Annotated in this window: 19 protein-coding genes and 2 pseudogenes; 14 read left to right on the forward strand and 7 right to left on the reverse strand. The window is 34.1% G+C overall.

The window, feature by feature from the left end:
- Positions 1–417, forward strand: coding sequence for a hypothetical protein (locus tag ACE1TG_RS02670; RefSeq protein WP_375050815.1), 417 nt, complete (start codon positions 1–3; stop codon positions 415–417).
- Between the two features lie 52 nt (positions 418–469).
- On the opposite strand, the gene ACE1TG_RS02675 is transcribed toward ACE1TG_RS02670, so the two are convergent.
- Complete coding sequence (locus ACE1TG_RS02675) at positions 470–628, reverse strand: hypothetical protein (protein WP_375050816.1); 159 nt, start codon at positions 626–628, stop codon at positions 470–472.
- 162 nt (positions 629–790) lie between these two features.
- Positions 791–1231 carry a cell wall hydrolase gene (locus ACE1TG_RS02680; protein ID WP_375050817.1) on the reverse strand — a complete coding sequence of 147 codons (441 nt, stop codon included), beginning with the start codon at positions 1229–1231 and terminating at the stop codon, positions 791–793.
- Positions 1232–1369: 138 nt separating this feature from the next.
- On the opposite strand from ACE1TG_RS02680, the gene ACE1TG_RS02685 reads away from it, so the two are divergent.
- The 6 genes and pseudogenes from ACE1TG_RS02685 (at position 1370) to ACE1TG_RS02710 (ending at position 4291) form a co-directional block, all read left to right on the forward strand.
- Entirely contained in the window at positions 1370–1645 is a 276-nt protein-coding gene (locus ACE1TG_RS02685) for an ArsR/SmtB family transcription factor (RefSeq protein ID WP_375050818.1), read from the forward strand.
- A gap of 89 nt (positions 1646–1734) precedes the next feature.
- The gene (locus ACE1TG_RS02690; RefSeq protein ID WP_375051083.1) at positions 1735–2121 is read left to right on the forward strand and encodes a VOC family protein; all 387 of its coding nucleotides are present in this window, start codon (positions 1735–1737) and stop codon (positions 2119–2121) included.
- A 268-nt stretch (positions 2122–2389) separates the two neighbouring features.
- Positions 2390–2740 carry a VOC family protein gene (locus tag ACE1TG_RS02695; RefSeq protein WP_375050819.1) on the forward strand — a complete coding sequence of 117 codons (351 nt, stop codon included), beginning with the start codon at positions 2390–2392 and terminating at the stop codon, positions 2738–2740.
- Positions 2741–2855: 115 nt separating this feature from the next.
- Positions 2856–3038 (forward strand): annotated as a pseudogene (locus ACE1TG_RS02700) (DinB family protein); the annotation flags it as partial.
- 127 nt (positions 3039–3165) lie between these two features.
- On the forward strand, positions 3166–3711 hold the full coding sequence (locus ACE1TG_RS02705) for a GNAT family N-acetyltransferase (protein ID WP_375050820.1): 546 nt from the start codon (positions 3166–3168) through the stop codon (positions 3709–3711).
- A 142-nt stretch (positions 3712–3853) separates the two neighbouring features.
- The gene (locus ACE1TG_RS02710; protein ID WP_375050821.1) at positions 3854–4291 is read left to right on the forward strand and encodes a VOC family protein; all 438 of its coding nucleotides are present in this window, start codon (positions 3854–3856) and stop codon (positions 4289–4291) included.
- A gap of 3 nt (positions 4292–4294) precedes the next feature.
- Here the strand turns inward: ACE1TG_RS02710 and ACE1TG_RS02715 are convergent, their stop codons facing one another.
- Positions 4295–4903 (reverse strand): TetR/AcrR family transcriptional regulator, encoded by a 609-nt coding sequence (locus tag ACE1TG_RS02715; protein WP_375050822.1) that lies wholly within the window; start codon positions 4901–4903, stop codon positions 4295–4297.
- A 159-nt stretch (positions 4904–5062) separates the two neighbouring features.
- Here ACE1TG_RS02715 and ACE1TG_RS02720 point away from each other — a divergent pair, with 159 nt between their 5' ends.
- Positions 5063–5833, forward strand: a complete 771-nt coding sequence (locus tag ACE1TG_RS02720) for an SDR family NAD(P)-dependent oxidoreductase (protein WP_375050823.1) — start codon at positions 5063–5065, stop codon at positions 5831–5833.
- A 156-nt stretch (positions 5834–5989) separates the two neighbouring features.
- Here ACE1TG_RS02720 and ACE1TG_RS02725 read toward each other — a convergent pair whose 3' ends face one another.
- Together ACE1TG_RS02725 and ACE1TG_RS02730 are read right to left on the reverse strand one after the other, a co-directional pair.
- Positions 5990–6388 carry a hypothetical protein gene (locus ACE1TG_RS02725; RefSeq protein ID WP_375050824.1) on the reverse strand — a complete coding sequence of 133 codons (399 nt, stop codon included), beginning with the start codon at positions 6386–6388 and terminating at the stop codon, positions 5990–5992.
- Positions 6385–6609, reverse strand: coding sequence for a helix-turn-helix transcriptional regulator (locus ACE1TG_RS02730; protein ID WP_375050825.1), 225 nt, complete (start codon positions 6607–6609; stop codon positions 6385–6387). The genes ACE1TG_RS02725 and ACE1TG_RS02730 overlap by 4 nt, the downstream gene beginning before the upstream one ends.
- A gap of 310 nt (positions 6610–6919) precedes the next feature.
- On the opposite strand from ACE1TG_RS02730, the gene codA reads away from it, so the two are divergent.
- Together codA and ACE1TG_RS02740 are read left to right on the forward strand one after the other, a co-directional pair.
- On the forward strand, positions 6920–8176 hold the full coding sequence (gene codA, locus ACE1TG_RS02735; protein ID WP_375050826.1) for a cytosine deaminase: 1257 nt from the start codon (positions 6920–6922) through the stop codon (positions 8174–8176).
- 736 nt (positions 8177–8912) lie between these two features.
- A complete protein-coding gene (locus ACE1TG_RS02740; RefSeq protein WP_375050827.1) occupies positions 8913–9143 on the forward strand; it encodes a hypothetical protein in 231 nt (76 codons plus the stop codon).
- Positions 9144–9421: 278 nt separating this feature from the next.
- On the opposite strand, the gene ACE1TG_RS02745 is transcribed toward ACE1TG_RS02740, so the two are convergent.
- Positions 9422–9796 carry a hypothetical protein gene (locus ACE1TG_RS02745; protein ID WP_375050828.1) on the reverse strand — a complete coding sequence of 125 codons (375 nt, stop codon included), beginning with the start codon at positions 9794–9796 and terminating at the stop codon, positions 9422–9424.
- Positions 9786–9956, reverse strand: a complete 171-nt coding sequence (locus tag ACE1TG_RS02750) for a hypothetical protein (protein WP_375050829.1) — start codon at positions 9954–9956, stop codon at positions 9786–9788. Before ACE1TG_RS02750 ends, ACE1TG_RS02745 begins: the two co-directional genes overlap by 11 nt.
- 131 nt (positions 9957–10087) lie before the next feature.
- Between ACE1TG_RS02750 and ACE1TG_RS02755 the strand changes: the two are divergent.
- The 4 genes and pseudogenes from ACE1TG_RS02755 to ACE1TG_RS02770 form a co-directional block, all read left to right on the forward strand.
- A pseudogene (locus tag ACE1TG_RS02755) lies at positions 10088–10153 on the forward strand (helix-turn-helix domain-containing protein); the annotation flags it as partial.
- A 133-nt stretch (positions 10154–10286) separates the two neighbouring features.
- Positions 10287–11879: a hypothetical protein gene (locus ACE1TG_RS02760; RefSeq protein ID WP_375050830.1), complete on the forward strand. Its 1593-nt coding sequence runs from the start codon at positions 10287–10289 to the stop codon at positions 11877–11879.
- Positions 11879–12436, forward strand: a complete 558-nt coding sequence (locus tag ACE1TG_RS02765) for a hypothetical protein (RefSeq protein WP_375050831.1) — start codon at positions 11879–11881, stop codon at positions 12434–12436. The genes ACE1TG_RS02760 and ACE1TG_RS02765 overlap by 1 nt, the downstream gene beginning before the upstream one ends.
- Positions 12433–15306 (forward strand): AAA family ATPase, encoded by a 2874-nt coding sequence (locus tag ACE1TG_RS02770; protein ID WP_375050832.1) that lies wholly within the window; start codon positions 12433–12435, stop codon positions 15304–15306. Before ACE1TG_RS02765 ends, ACE1TG_RS02770 begins: the two co-directional genes overlap by 4 nt.
- Positions 15307–15646: the final 340 nt, after the last annotated feature.

Below are 15646 nucleotides of genomic sequence, written 5' to 3' on the forward strand. Positions count from 1 at the left end.
TTGAAGTACATATTCTTACTATTAGTAATAGGCTCATATTTGTTGGCGTTCTCAATAAATTTAATACCATCAATTAAACATCCTGATTCAGATATCGACATTTTGAACTCACTTGTAACGGTATTGTTTATGGTCTTATTACTAACGTATACTAAAAAAGGAAGTAGGATATTGAAGACTTTTTCAATGATTGGGGTCATATCAGGTGTAATTGTATTTGTAATCACAACATTTGAGCATGATATGATTGGAAATGGTATTTTAGATGTAATAGCGTCAATACAGTATCCTTTTTATCTAATCTTTATCACACCTTTATTTGGAGGCAATATCCTATTTGACCTAAGTTATGGGTCCTACTCATTGTTGATGTCGCTGTTTTATGGTGCTGTATTCGTTCTGTTAAAAAAGAACTGAGCAAAGGCTTCATATAAAAGTGTAAAATTAAAAAACCACAAGAAGTGGTTTTTTAATCTCGCATTGATCCTGCCTGTCGAGAAGTCATTGCACCTTGTCCCTCGCTTATATCTTTGTCGATTTCTTTTTTTACCTTTTTAGGATCGGTTCCGGCAAATCCTGGCTTCGTACTTTCCCTCAAATTTTCTCTATCCTGTTTATCTTTTTGCATATAGACCTCCTGTATTTAGTAAACAACTTATAGGTGTTTTCATTTGTTCATAGAGTGCCTTAAAAGTGGCTTCTTATTCTAACGCAAGTAATTGTTGAATAAACTGGATGAAAATTGTAATAGGCTTAACGAACAAAATCCCCCACAATGTGTGGGGACTTGCTAATATCTATAAGCACTTGCGCATGTATTAGCTACTGGTTCATAATAGCAATGTTCCTTATATTGTCCTGTAAGGGGTTGACCGAACCATGTAGGAGGACATTCACCAGATGGATTAAAATACCAAAGAGCATACTTTGCAGGATGTTGTCTCCAATACTTTAAAACCTTTCTGGCTAATCTTTTTTCTACACCTCTTGCTGGACTATAAAATAAATTACCCTTTTGTACTGCTTCAAAGGAATAATTTCCTCCTTGTACTTGAAAAATAACTTCCCGTATTGTTCGTAAGTCTTCAAAAGATAAACAATCAGCTCTCGCTCGATTAACAATTACATTACCAACCATCAGCATTCCTAATTTTCCTTCACCCACGGCTTCTGCCCTCATCATCCTTGCTATTAAATTAACGTCATTTTCAGTATACGCTACTCTTGGCACTATTCATCACCTCTTATAGAATTGTATGAAAAAATCGTTTTAAAGATGTAAGCTTTTCATATGTTTATCTGATTGAGCGTGTACCATTTTCACAAGGTTCTATTGACATGCAACTATATGGTTGCGTATACTTGATGTATGTGGAACAAAGACGCTATATTCAAAGCACTCAGCGACTCGACTCGGCGGCTGATATTAGACGAACTATCCGAACGTAACGAACTGACGTTATATGAACTTACAGCACGCCTCATTATGAAGCACGATCTTTCCATTTCGAGACAGGCAATAGCTAAACATCTTTCTGTATTGGATGATGCCGGGCTCGTAAAATCAAAACGAAAGGGAAAATATCGAGTACTTATGTTTAACAACGAACCACTTAAAAATTTGATGAAAGGATGGGTAGAGTAAATTTATAAGTAATAATGAATGTATCGTTCTTTAGCGTGATTGTTAGCAAAGAACCATACATTGTAACAATCAAAGGAGGAAAAAAATTTATGAAAATCATTGTTACCAGTATATTCGTTCAAGATCAAGACAAGGCATTAGATTTTTACACAAATACGCTGGGCTTTGTAAAAAAGCATGACGAGCCCGCGGGAGCATATAGGTGGATAACACTTGTTTCTCCAGATGATCAAGACGGCACTGAACTTTTGCTCGAACCGAATGACCATCCTGCAGCAAAAGAATATCAAAAGAAGTTATTTGCTGACGGCATCCCTGTAACAATGTTTGGCGTTGAAGATATTCACCAAGAGTACCAACGATTAATTAAACAAGGTGTAAAGTTCACGATGGAACCGTCCGTAATGGGAAAAGTCACATTAGCTGTCTTCGAAGATACATGCGGCAATCTTATTCAGATAATAGAGCAGGGGTAACTTTATGATGTAGACAAATTTGCTCTTCTTGTATACTGGGCTAGTCCGCGCTCGGTTGGTTATGAATAATTTCATTATTCATAACTACTATCGATTCTCGAGGTCAATAAGTGTCATGAAAATCAAAAGTTTATGAAAATTTAATACTATCATGTAGGAACCAGTGTGTAGTATGTATGTGGAATTAAACTTTCAAGAGAAATTAGATATTTAACAAGGATTATTAATAGTGATTGTAGAAAGTAATGGCAACAGGGAGGTGTTAAGAATGAAGGTTAAACGAATTGTTGCTAATGTGGAGACACAGGATCTTACTAAAGCAAAGTACTTCTACGGGGAAGTGCTTGGACTTGATCAATTAATGAATCTGGAATTTATTACGACTTACGGCTCACATGAGAAAATGGACACTCAAATTAACTTCCTTTCAGAAGGTGGCTCGGGGACACCGGTACCTGACTTGTCAATCGAAGTTGATGATCTTGATAGTGCACTAGCTCGCGTAAAAGAAGCAGGAATACCAATTGAGTATGGTCCAGCCAAAGAGCCATGGGGTGTGCGGCGTTTTTACGTTAGAGACCCGTTCGGGAAGCTTATCAATATTTTAATCCATCTATAAATGAATGCAAAAGGAGTGTGAAAAAGAAAGCGCCTAAAACTGTATTGCTAGATCACGTAGATGCTTGTTTATACTTATACGACGGTACAATATACCTCCAGGACATCCGACTTTCAGAGGACTGGAAACCCATCTTTTAGAACTCGTGCAGCATATCGTAAATCACGGTGCCTATCACCGTGGGAATCTTACTGCGACGATTCGCCAACAGAGGTATCCGTGCTTATCGATGTGTTATATGTATCTTTATAACAGCAAGCGGCAACTAATTTGCTACGTTAAGGGCGCGCTTTTCTAAATTTAGAACGCGTCCTTTTTAAAGGGCAATATAATGGGAGCAAAAGAAGGAATAGTATGGAATGAAATTGAAAGCTTTAAGTGGGCAATCCTCTGAAATATTTGAGTAGAGGGAAGGGGGGAGTTTGATGATTAAAGGAAGCAATGTTCATATTAGAAAACTTAAATCAAATGACAGCATAGCAATGCTGAGGTTACAAAAAGAAAACCGTGAATTTTTCGAGGAATTTTCGATGTCACGTGGAAGTGATTTCTATACAATAAGAGGTCAATTAGAGAGGATAAAAAAATATGAAGAGGATATAAATCAAGATCGAGACTATTTCTTTGGAATATTTAACAATGACGGTAATGGTTTGGTAGGCACAATTAACCTCTTTCAAGTTGTTCGCGGATCAATACAAAGTGCTTTTATTGGCTATTTTTTAGACAAAAAACATAATGGCAAAGGATTTACGACAGAAGCTGTAAAATTACTTGTAGAATATGGTTTCGAGGAGTTGAGATTGCATCGTATAGAAGCAGGTGTTATGCCTCATAATGCAGGTTCCATTCGAGTTTTGGAAAAATCAGGTTTTCATAAAGAGGGTATTGCTAAGAAGAACGTTAAGATAAATGGACAGTGGGAGGACCATCAAGTATTAGCAATTATTAATCCAAAAGATTTAGGGTAGTAAATTGTTTTTATTATGACCTTTCGTTAACGGGCACTGCACCCTATAAAGGATTGGCACCATCATTACGTCCAAAAGTTATATAGTTAAGAAACATATGAGTATGAAATTACAAAATAAAGGGAATTAGGAGGTATGATATATGGAGGTTCATAGAATTGATCATGTGGGTGTAATCGTAAATGATCTTCCTGCCGCTAAAGCCTTTTTTATTGAACTTGGGCTTGAAGTGCTAGGGGAAACAGAAGTGAAAGGAGAGTGGGTGGAACGCATAATTGGGCTAAACGATGTTAGAGAGACGGTTGTTATGTTAGGGGTGCCGGACGGCCAAGCAACTTTGGAGCTGGTCAAATTCCACACGCCTTTAGATGAAAAAGGTATTCAGCAACCTTTTGCAAACACCTTAGGCATCCGGCATATTGCATTTGCTGTTGAAGATATTGAAGCCGTTGTTGCTAAATTGAAAAAGAAAGGCGCGGAACTTATTGGTGAGATACAAAACTACGAAAATGCTTATAAATTATGCTACATTCGTGGACCAGAAGGGATTATTTTAGAATTGGCAGAGAAAATCAACTAAATATTAGGCCAGACTATCCTTTTTAATATAGATTTTCAGTGTGTAAAAGCTTAGTATATGAATTAGTTGATCTCCCATGTACGATGGGGATTGTTTAAAGTCATTGTCAATCCACTCAAGTATTAATCCAATAATGCCATGAATACGATAAGTGCTAAAAAGATTAATATCAATGTTTGGGTCAATCTCTGAAACTGAGAATTCGAAATCGCCTCTAAATAACTGATCCAATCTATCTGTCATTTTTTCGCGGAAATTATAATTTGTATTCGAACTTAACATAAGTTTATACAAATCCTGGTTCTTTAAAAAATGGTCAAATAAAACAATTGAATCAGGTGATAAATTTTTAAAATCGACTTCTGTTAAGTCTCGATACGGTTTTCGAAATGACTCTTCCATATCCTCGAACATATCTTCAATTATCTCATCCAAAAGATCTGTCTTTTGTTCATAGTGGGCGTAAAAAGTTCCTCTATTGTAATCTGCTACATTAACGATTTCAGTTATTGTAATGTCCTCAAAATTTTTAGTTTCCATTATTGATAACAAGGTTTTTTTAAAGTTCTCTATCGTTCTTCTTACACGTTTATCGGGATACTGAACAGACATATAAATGCTCCTTCTCACATTTTAATGGACAAAACCGATTACTATGTATGTTTTTATACATTTCCCATATTATTGCATATTGAGGCGTTTTCATAAAATACTTATACTTGAATTGATCCACAAGATTTCAATATAAAATTGAAAGGATGCGTAATTAAAATGACTTTTCCAGTATTAGAAGGTAAAGTTGCAATTGTAACAGGTGCAGCAATGGGAATGGGTGAAGCAACTGCAAAGCTTTTCGCTGAGGCAAAAGCAAAAGTAGTTGTAGCTGATATGAATGAAGAAAAAGGTAAAAAAGTAGTCTCAGAAATAGAGGATAGTGGAGGCACTGCACACTTTGTGAAAGTGGACATCTCAAAGGCAGAGCCGGTAAAAGATATGGTTAAGGATACTGTTGAAAAATATGGACGTCTTGATGTAGCTATTAATAATGCTGCTTTAACTCCAGATGATAAACCAGTAGCAGAATTCGATGAAGATTACTGGGACAAGCTAATGGCTATCGATCTAAAAGGGACAGCACTCTGCATGAAATATGAATTACAACAACTAATTGAGCAAGGAGAAGGCGGCTCAATAGTAAATATTTCATCTGTAAGTGGATACCGCCCTCAACCAGATAACATTGCATATGTTGCAGCGAAACATGGTGTAGTTGGAATGACAAAAGTTGCCGCACTAGAAAATGGTGATAAAAATATTCGTGTTAATTCAGTCGCACCAGGAGCAATTGATACACCAATGCTACGAGGAGCGTTAGAGCAATTTGGCTTTACTGCTGAAGAATACGCGCCACAGCTAAGTCTATTAAACCGATTCGGAAAAGCTGAAGAAATTGCTGAAGCAAGTCTTTGGTTAGCATCCGATCAGTCATCTTATGTAACTGGAACAACAATTCATGCTGACGCTGGTTATACTAGTCGTTAAGAATTTGAATAGAGTTAGACTAAGGCATATCGGAAACAGTTCTCGTACTGAGTTTTCGACTCCATCTATCGTTTAAAAGAATATGAAATTGTTCAGTTGTAGGGCGCTTGTCATGATAGACAAGCGCCCGCTTTTTATTAGACATAAGTCAAAAGGTTAGTCCTTCATAAATCTTCTGGAAACAACAAATTGAACAATTGGAAAGGTGATAACTCCTATACAAAATGCGGAAAGTAAAAAGATACTACCTAAATCAGTCTCATTTAATTGACTATAAACAAACCAAAGAACAAAAAGGAAAACTGTCAGGATATAGTAACTTATTTTTCCACTAATATTTTGAATTTGTCGCCCCATTTCATCTTTTTGCACTTTTGAATCATTGCCCCATGTCGCTGAATGAAAGAATGTTACAATAATAATAATCCATATTAGGATATCAGCTGTTTGACCATCACTATCATTAATAAAGTCTACAATATACAATCCCAATAATAAAAGGATAATAAGACTTAGAATAATGCCAGCCAGTACTTTTAGTTTTTTATTTCTCATTCAGTCTCCTCCTTACTTTTGTTTTCTTCCAACTGAAATTGAAACAGCTCATCCACTGTGACATTTAAGATAGTTGCGATTTTAAATGCAAGATCAAGACTTGGATCATACTTGTTATTTTCAATAGCATTTATTGTTTGTCTGGAAACCTTACATTTGTTTGCAAGAATCTTTTGTGACATTTTTTTATCTTTACGAAATTTCCTAATAACATTTATCATATGATAACCTTTCTTGTTATTATTTAGTAAAACATGTTTTACATTTTTGATTGTAATAATAATTAAATACAATGTCAAATGTTTTTTACATTTTTATATTGGAGGTTGAGACCTCAAACGTTTGAACAAAATGAGGGGGTAGGGTTATATCTCAATTGAAGAGTTTTTTGCTCTTCTGAAAACGTGGGTTTATAATTTAGAGGATGGAAGATAAAGTAGTAAGCGAAAGCTTTATAGAAGAGAAGTGCCAATTCTCTTCCTGAATATAAATTCTACCAAAGTAAAGATAAGATGAAGGAGCGGTTTAAGAATGCTTTTAAAAAATGCAAAACTCTATGGCCAGGAAGGCAAATGGAATATTGAAATTCAATCAGACCAAATAAAAACCATAACGCCTGATACGAATAACTATACTGCAGATGATGTACATATCATTGATCTAAATGGAAAAATTGTATTGCCCCCATATGTTGAGCCACATATTCATCTGGACTATGCACTAACAGCTGGGACGCCCAGATGGAGTCAATCGGGATCCGTATTTGAAGGAATTGAGATTTGGTCTGAAAGAAAACAAGTTGTAAACGAAACAATAGAAGACATTAAAAAACGTGCTTTCCAGGCAATCAAAATGCAGCTGAAACACGGCATTCAGCATGTGCGAACCCATGCGGATGTAAGTGATCCAACCTTAAAAGGGCTAGAAGCATTACTGGAAGTGAAAGAGGAAATTAAGCCCTGGATGGACTTGCAAATCGTGGCACTACCACAAGAAGGGCTTTACACGAAACCCAATGGAGAAGAACTATTGGTTAAAGCGTTGGAAATGGGAGCTGATGTCGTTGGCGGAATTCCCCATTATGAATTAACACGTGAAGATGGTGTTCGTTCAGTGGTAAAGGCGCTGGAACTCGCTGAAAAATACGATAAATTGGTCGATATCCATTGTGATGAAATTGACGATGACCAATCAAGGTATTTGGAAGTACTCGCAGGTGAAACACTAAAAATGGGCATAGGACACCGTGTTACCGCGAGTCATACGACAGCAATGGCTTCGTACAGTAACGCATATACTTACAAACTGTTCCAAACACTGAAAAAAGCAAACATTAATTTTGTTGCCCTTCCGAAAGCAAATTTACATTTACAGGGAAGATTCGACAATCACCCAATACGCCGGGGACTAACACGAGTGAAAGAACTATCAGATTCTGGAATCAATGTTTGCTTTGGCTTGGACTCCATCATGGATCCCTGGTACCCGCTTGGTAATGGAAATCTAATGCCAGTCGTCGACGTTGGCTTACATGCCTGCCATATGACCGACTACGATCATATCGTAACTGCACTCGATCTGATAACAACCAACGGGGCAAAAGCTTTGTCTATTGAAAAAGACTACGGTGTAAAAGAAGGAAACAGGGCGAATTTAATTGTTATTGATTCTGATTCAGAGTACGAAGCTATTCGCACACAAGCTCCAGTTCTATATTCGATACGGAATGGGGAGGTTATCGTAGAAACGAAGCCTGCTGAAGTAACAATGAATGTTAATATTTTATAGTAATTGTTTTCTGTTAAAACTATTATTCTCTTTGAATGTGTTTATTCGAAGGAGGTTTTTTAGTACGAACGGCGTGGGTTACAACCCAATAATTCCGAATCGATTTGTTAAGATTATTTAAAAAAACCTTGTTGTGTATCTCATTTTCAATAAGCGCTCTCTTTGTTTTACCCGTGTAGCGTTATTAACTAGCGAAATAGAATTTTTTCTATTACCTTAAAGGCGTAGCATTTTGCATAAAATATGAACAACAAATGATTCAACAAGATGAATGCGGCTCAATTGTAAATATTTCATCTGTAAGTGGATTTTGCCTCAATCAGATCTGAAGCAAGTCTTTGGTAGCATTCCTATCAGTCATTTAATATAACAGAAACAACAATTCACGCTAATGCTGGTTAAATAAGTCGTTAAGTATTTAAATAATCTCTATTTAAAGTTTAAGGTATTCAAATTTTTGCATACCCTCAGAATTATGTATAGTTTTGGAATATTTTGTCTGTTATAGTGGTGAATAGATGATTTACATTTATGGAACGGTTGCTTAAATAAGGAGGTCAACCTTCAGCAATACAATCGTGCCAGGTGGTGGAGTAAATCTATATGGCTTAGTAGACTTATACTACTGCGCAATAAAGTCTTTCATTACTGGTTTTTCTGTTCCCTTTGAGAAGGAAAAGAAGCAGATGGCAGAGAATAGATATATTAGAAAATAATATGGAGGGAAGGGAATGCAATGGAATTTGGGGACTTTTTAAAAAAGAATTATAATTTGGGAGACAAATCAGTAAAAGATTATATCAGTCGGTGGAAAGGAATACTTAAAAAAGGTTTATATAATGGTGAAACAGAGCTTTCTCCTTCTATGATAGCTTCTGTAGATAGGGAGTATCCAGAAGACTCTCATTATCGCCTCACGCTTAAACGATATATTGAATTCCAAAACAAACACGGATCTAAATGCTAAGTATTTAATGCATAAAGGAGAGAAAAAAGTTTGCTTGTTGTTAATAACCTTGTTTAATGGATTTGCTTATGATTTAGTCGGATGAAGGTAGCGGTCAGTAAAGCTTGTAAATCGTAGCTTAGTGGCTTATCAAGTAGGTTCAAACAATACTTGTGTTTATATTAAGGAGGTCTACAAATGAGTTTATCAATAAACGAAATGAGAGCTATAGATGATCGCCAAAAAATAGATTACATATGATGCTGCAAAAGTTTGAAAAATAAAATAAAATATTTAATTTATGAGCTAAGGTTTAATGAATTATTATAAATATCTACGAATTCCTTTCTATAAATGTTATCTGGATACAAAGTAAAAAGAACTTGTAATGCACCAGAAATTTTATATGCATGAAGCAATTTCTTCGGTTCGTCACACTGTTTAAAGTCTTGTATAGTAATTAAAAGATCTTTTAAAGAAACTAGAATTGAACTTTCAGGTAGTTTAGAAAGGTTTTTCTCTAGTTTAATAAGTTCTTGACACTCAGGAACTTTAGATTTAGGAATAAGGTGTAAATTGCTATCAAGAACCTTTTTTAAATAGTGATAGAAATATTCGTGTTTCTCTTGTTTTTTAATACCTGCGATTACAAAACAACAGAATTCAGTCTCCATCAAATTTATAAAGTGAGTCGTACTCAATGTAAGATTCCTCTATTTCATTTAAAACGGATTCATTTAGATAGAGATGAACGTGATAATTTCTTAAGGAATAGTCTTTTAATATTGTTGGAAATTCAGCTTTCTCAATCCGTTCCTTGATTTCTTTCTCCATAAGATGTCCTCCTGTAAATGCTACTTATAGTCTGTCGATTTATAGTCATCATATTATCAGAATTGTGGTATGAAGACTAATAAAAAGAAAAAGCAAATCTTAATGACAATTGGAGAAAATATAGGCATTACAGAATTAAAAAGGGATGGTCACAAGAAGAACTAGCATTTGAGTGTGGACTGCATAGAACGTATTAGGTGCCGTGGAAAGAGGAGAAGGAATATTTCTGTATTGAATTTAATTAGGATTAAAGACAAATTGGAGGTTAGTTTAGCAGAACTTTATCCAGAGAATTTTAATAGTTTCTAACAATTTACGAGGGGGGATATTATGTTAACAAACGAGATTCAGAAGTTAAACTTAAAGGATGGTGGCTCTTTATTATCAAAGTGGTTAAATGAAGCAAGACAAGGAGAGGAAGATATCTTATTTATTATTGGTGCAGGATTATCGATGACTGGATATAGTGTTGCCCCATCAGGACGGGATGTTAGTAATATTTATGAGAATTATTTAAGAGGGCAAGGAGAAGTTATCCCTGAATCTATATCTGGGGATATTTCCAAATTGTATGAATATTTTTGTTATCCTAACATAGATGGTGAGAGACAATTTTCAATGGAGAAACATAATAATTTTATTAAATGCATAACGACAAACAAAGGTCAGCACCGGTTTATTGGAGTACCTAATTTTCAGCACCGATCACTTATTAACGAGGTTATGGAATCGAATGGAAAAGTAAGAGTATATTCTCTAAATTTAGATGAGTATTTTGAAGTAGCTGAATCTATTTCAGACAGTAAGCAAAGTGATATAGTGATAAATGTTGCCGATTTGTTAGATAAGTCATCTAAAGAGAATGTTTTTAGGGAATGGCTTATTTTAGCTGCCCACGGAAAAAACAATATTAACACAAGATCCGTTTGGTCAGAAAGTTTACTAACTAGCCCCTTGTCAAATGAAGGCTACTTCCCAGAATTTCTAAAAGGGGAAAAGGAACTGCTCGAAAAATCTTTGAATTGTATTAAAAACGGACCAAACTATAGTAAAGTCGTTTTTGTTGGTTTAGCTGCATCTTTAACTTATTTAATGACGGCCCTTAAAGATAAAGTGAAAGATAACTTTGAATGGGCCTGGATTAATCCATATGATTCACCTAGAGAGTGGGTATATAAAGATACCGAGGAACTATTTAATAATGAAAATGGATATTGGTTGCAGAACAGTTTAGATGACTTATTATGGTTTTCCCAAGCGGAATTTTATGAGCGTTGGTTAAGCGTATCCTGTAATATAGATCAAGATAAAATCCCCCTTTTAGAAAAATATAAATCAGATGATTTAAAACCAACTTTCGTGGAAAGTATTTACAGAGCAAGGCGTATTTATGATGTAGGAATCGAAAGGTTTTTAACAGCACATTCTAACTTTGAATCTATAAAAGTGCTTAATAAAAATAGTCATATATACAAATATCCAGAGCTAGATGGGAATTATAAATTTTATGATTCTAACTTAGGCTTTGCCCTACATAAGCTTTATATCAAGGACATCGAACTAATACAGAATCCAAATGAATATGCACCAAACCTAACTGTCGCAGGTAGACAATTTGATGCAAATCCAATATCAGCTCATATTTTCAAATTTGATCCAACAGTACCTGAGGACAAAATAGCTAATGGTATAGCTATAACCTTTGATGGAGTTATAATTCAGCCAACTCATCGCCATATTACAGTTATTGATGTTCAGTATTATCAATTTATCGATAGTTTAATTAAAGCAATTTTAGAAGCAGTTAAGGAAAGATTTCCAAATGAGTATAAGTATATTGATGTTCTTAAGGTTGATGATTTAGAGAAGTTTCTTAACGGCCAAGATTTTACAAAACCACCTGTGAGAGCGAGGCGACCATAATGGTTAAAGAAGATAAGTACGAAGATTTTACAAGCGAGTTATATAAAGGTATAAGTAAACAATTCACTTCAGTTTCTAATGATCCAAAATATCATTCTGAGTTGCCTAGTGAAATAGAATACATAAAAGTAGAGACGAACACATTTGATTACGGTCACCCTATCAACTGGGTTTTGTATGGGAAAACTGGAATCCATGGATTTATTATTGGAATTATAACTGGTGAAAATCAAGTTTATGATGATATGAGTGAAAATAATTATTATCCCCCTATTATTACTCAAACACTTTCTTCTATTAGTCCAGAATACAGTTATTCTCAACTTGCGATAGTGTTAGTTAAGGAGGAAATTAGCCCTGAAGTCGACACTTGGCTAAAAAATTGGAGAGATGATAATCGGTATTTTAGAAAGGTTTTATTAGATTTATCAGATGAAATGGATATAAAAAATATTGCTGAAAAAGTGGTAAATAACTGTTTTAACCCTTGGTACTCTATTAAATTAACTAGGAACGATAATGGAATAGCTAATTTGTTTGAGGAGGACGAAAATTGAAAAAGTACAGGATTAATAAACTAGATGTAGAAGGATTTCGAATTTATTCTCGTAAGAAGTCGATAAATATTTTTAGAAATTTAACAGTTGTATATGGCAGAAATGGTAGAGGGAAAACTACACTTCAAGATGCGGTGGGATGGCTTTTTAATAACAATATAGCTAGGTACATATCCTATAAAGGAGAATGGAATAGGGCAAAGAATACTCACATTAGATCATTAATCAATCCAGATATAGAAACTCAAATAACTGGATATTTCCAAGAAGTATCGAGTCCAAGTAGCAAAATACAAAAGATAACAAGAAATGAAACTGGAATTGACGATTCTAATGCACTAATTGATTCATTTTTTGATAGCGCAGCAGGTAGAGATGATTTATTATGGGCGCATTCGCTTTCCCAAGCAAAATTACAGGAGTTAGCCATAGCAAATGGCAGAGACAGGTTAGAAAATCTGGCGCCCCTTTTGGATTTAACAGAAGTAAACAATCAAGTAAAAGAATTGGATGAGCAACTTAAATATAATAATGAAAAGCTAAGAGAACTTGAAAAAAAACAAAATGATATAAGCGAAAAAGATCAAGGTGGCCTTTTAGAAAACTTCAGGTTGAAAGTAATAGAGCTAGAGAAGACTTTAAATACTATTATAACCTTACCTTTAAAACCCACTAATAATATGTCCGGTTTGTCAGAAGTAGAAGAATGGAGGAATTGGCTGAATGACGTTCTCAATAAAGTTACTGAGAAAAGGGGAGTCATAAATAGATTTATAAGTCAAAGTCAAGAAGAGAGCATAGTTTTGAGCTATAAAAAACAGAGAAATGAATTTTCCAAACCGGTTGAAGAACTTGAAAAGGAGTTAAAATTAACCTCAAAACAAGAAGAAGACAGAAAAAATGGAATAGAACAATTAGAGAATAAACTTAAAATTATTGATAATGATATTCAATTCATCACAACTCTTTATAGTAAGCTTGATATTGAGAAAAATAATAAAAAACAAATATCAGAGTTAATTGAAGAATTAAAATTAAGGATTCTAAAGCATCCTGAGGTTTCCAATAAGATTGAAAGTAATAAAGAAGAAATGAGTTACATGTTAGAGAAAATTAAAGAAATTAAAGAGAAACTAAATAAACTAAATATGGAAAGAGAAGAGATTGAAAAATCTTACTCGAAATTTATTGACAACAATGAATGTATTAAAAAGCACCAGGAAAAGGTTAATGAAATCGAAAAATGGCTAAATGAAAACTCTGATAAGAATAATAAAGAGTTTCTTAGTAAATTAGAAAAAGAATTAGATGGCTTTGATGGCAAATTTAATAATATTTACGAGGAACAGAAAAAAATTGAAGGATCTTTCGATGTGCTTTCCAAAAATGTTTCAAGTGAAGAATGCCCTTTATGTGGAGTGAATCATCCATCAAAGCAGCAATTATTACAATCTATAAAAAATCAAAAGGAAACAAATATACATAATTTATTCGAGTTAAATAATGAATTTGTAAAGATAAAAAACAAAATTAGTGAAATAAAAAATTTAACGATATCAAGAGAAGATAATGAAAAAAAATTAAGAGAATTGAAAAAAACAATAGTGGATGTGGAGACAGAGAATAAGCGCCTGAATACTTTTTTGCAGCCACTGCTTGCTTTTTATGGGATAAATGAATGTTTAAGCGATGATATATTTTTGAAGTTACTCAGGGCTAATGAATCGGTTGAGGTTAAATTAAATAATGAGTTCAGTAATGTAGAAAAAAAGCATGAAAAAGTAAAAGAAGAAAATGATGCTCTAATTGAGTTGATTAACTCTGAAAATGATTTGTATGACAGCAGGATAAAAGAAAGTAATTATATTACAAATCAAATAGAAGAAACGAAAAAAAGTATTACAGATAATTTAGCACATTACGGGTATACAGACGTACTGGAAAAAGATAATGTAATGACCTTTCTTAGCGACTTGAAAATTAATATTAAATCACAATTGCAGAAACTAGAATCAAGTAACTTCATGGATGATATTCAGGGTATTAAGAATAAATTATATTATAGCTATGTTCAGCAGCAAGACACATTACTAAGTGCTTTAACCGGCTTCAAAAATTTGGAAGATTTCTTAAGTTCTATTGAGGAGAGCATAAAATTATTAAGTGTTAAAGCCGATTTAGATGAAGAAATTTCAAGTACTGAAGCGAAAAATGCTGCTTTAATTGAAAGCAAAAAGAGGCAAAGGGAAATCCAAAGAAAAGAAACCAATAAGGAAATTGGCAAAATGGCTACTAGAATTTCAACTATATTTGAAGTCCTTTCTGATACATCACCATGGAAATCCATAATGTCTGATGCAGTTGTACCAGGTCTAAGAGAAAGAACAAACTTAATATTCCGCCCAATACCGCATAAATTTGAAAATGATTTGGAGAACTATATTGAAAGCACCAATTCCAATAGTACATTTGCATTTAGTGGTGGCCAGCTTTCATTATTAGGTTTATCTATTTTCTTATCACAAGTCGCTGATGAACATTCTACATCGAATAATAACAAGGCAATCCTAGATACTTTAATTTTAGACGATCCAATTCAGATGTTAGATACCTTAAGGGACGATGCTTTAATATCTTTAATTTGTGATATAGCACAAGAAAAGCAGGTTATTATTTCCACAAGTGATATAAATTTTGCCAATAAGTTAATTTTGGCTAGTAGGCCACTATGGGAATTTGACAAAAATAGTTGCGGAATTTTACATTTTGATAGACTGGAAGAAGATGGGCCTGTAATAAGTGAACATTTACCTAAAAAGTGGATTACCGATCAAAGAATATACTTGCCAGAAATAAAAATAGCAAAATAATGACACCCTACTTGAATATTGCGGGTGAATTGAGCCACTTATGCGAAGTTTTAAGCCAGTCATTGCGGAGAAAAGAGCAACCGTTTGCGGAGTGGAGAGCCAGTACAATATATTGAATACTCTACTGTATAATAAAGTTTGATTTCGAGCCAAGGGAATATACCTAAGTTGATATACTTTTTATCTCTGAATGACAAATATTGTACCAGTAAAGTAGGAACTGACTTCAACAATCGAGCCAGTTAATTGAAGAAAAGATTCCGATAAAACTCTAGATTTAAATAGTGGGGAATGGTTAAATGTTCCTGATTATTGTAAGGGCAATATTTTTTGAATATAA

The organism is Virgibacillus sp. JSM 102003 (assembly GCF_041949995.1).
In the GTDB taxonomy this organism is placed as follows: Bacteria; Bacillota; Bacilli; order Bacillales; family Amphibacillaceae; genus Lentibacillus.

Coding starts and splice junctions, on each gene's coding strand:
- ACE1TG_RS02675 (WP_375050816.1), bottom strand. CDS start 628: ATGCAAAAAGATAAACAGGATAGAGAAAATTTGAGGGAAAGTACGAAG.
- ACE1TG_RS02685 (WP_375050818.1), top strand. CDS start 1,370: ATGTGGAACAAAGACGCTATATTCAAAGCACTCAGCGACTCGACTCGG.
- ACE1TG_RS02690 (WP_375051083.1), top strand. CDS start 1,735: ATGAAAATCATTGTTACCAGTATATTCGTTCAAGATCAAGACAAGGCA.
- ACE1TG_RS02695 (WP_375050819.1), top strand. CDS start 2,390: ATGAAGGTTAAACGAATTGTTGCTAATGTGGAGACACAGGATCTTACT.
- ACE1TG_RS02705 (WP_375050820.1), top strand. CDS start 3,166: ATGATTAAAGGAAGCAATGTTCATATTAGAAAACTTAAATCAAATGAC.
- ACE1TG_RS02710 (WP_375050821.1), top strand. CDS start 3,854: ATGGAGGTTCATAGAATTGATCATGTGGGTGTAATCGTAAATGATCTT.
- ACE1TG_RS02715 (WP_375050822.1), bottom strand. CDS start 4,903: ATGTCTGTTCAGTATCCCGATAAACGTGTAAGAAGAACGATAGAGAAC.
- ACE1TG_RS02720 (WP_375050823.1), top strand. CDS start 5,063: ATGACTTTTCCAGTATTAGAAGGTAAAGTTGCAATTGTAACAGGTGCA.
- ACE1TG_RS02725 (WP_375050824.1), bottom strand. CDS start 6,388: ATGAGAAATAAAAAACTAAAAGTACTGGCTGGCATTATTCTAAGTCTT.
- ACE1TG_RS02730 (WP_375050825.1), bottom strand. CDS start 6,609: ATGATAAATGTTATTAGGAAATTTCGTAAAGATAAAAAAATGTCACAA.
- codA (WP_375050826.1), top strand. CDS start 6,920: ATGCTTTTAAAAAATGCAAAACTCTATGGCCAGGAAGGCAAATGGAAT.
- ACE1TG_RS02740 (WP_375050827.1), top strand. CDS start 8,913: ATGGAATTTGGGGACTTTTTAAAAAAGAATTATAATTTGGGAGACAAA.
- ACE1TG_RS02745 (WP_375050828.1), bottom strand. CDS start 9,796: ATGGAGACTGAATTCTGTTGTTTTGTAATCGCAGGTATTAAAAAACAA.
- ACE1TG_RS02750 (WP_375050829.1), bottom strand. CDS start 9,956: ATGGAGAAAGAAATCAAGGAACGGATTGAGAAAGCTGAATTTCCAACA.
- ACE1TG_RS02760 (WP_375050830.1), top strand. CDS start 10,287: ATGTTAACAAACGAGATTCAGAAGTTAAACTTAAAGGATGGTGGCTCT.
- ACE1TG_RS02765 (WP_375050831.1), top strand. CDS start 11,879: ATGGTTAAAGAAGATAAGTACGAAGATTTTACAAGCGAGTTATATAAA.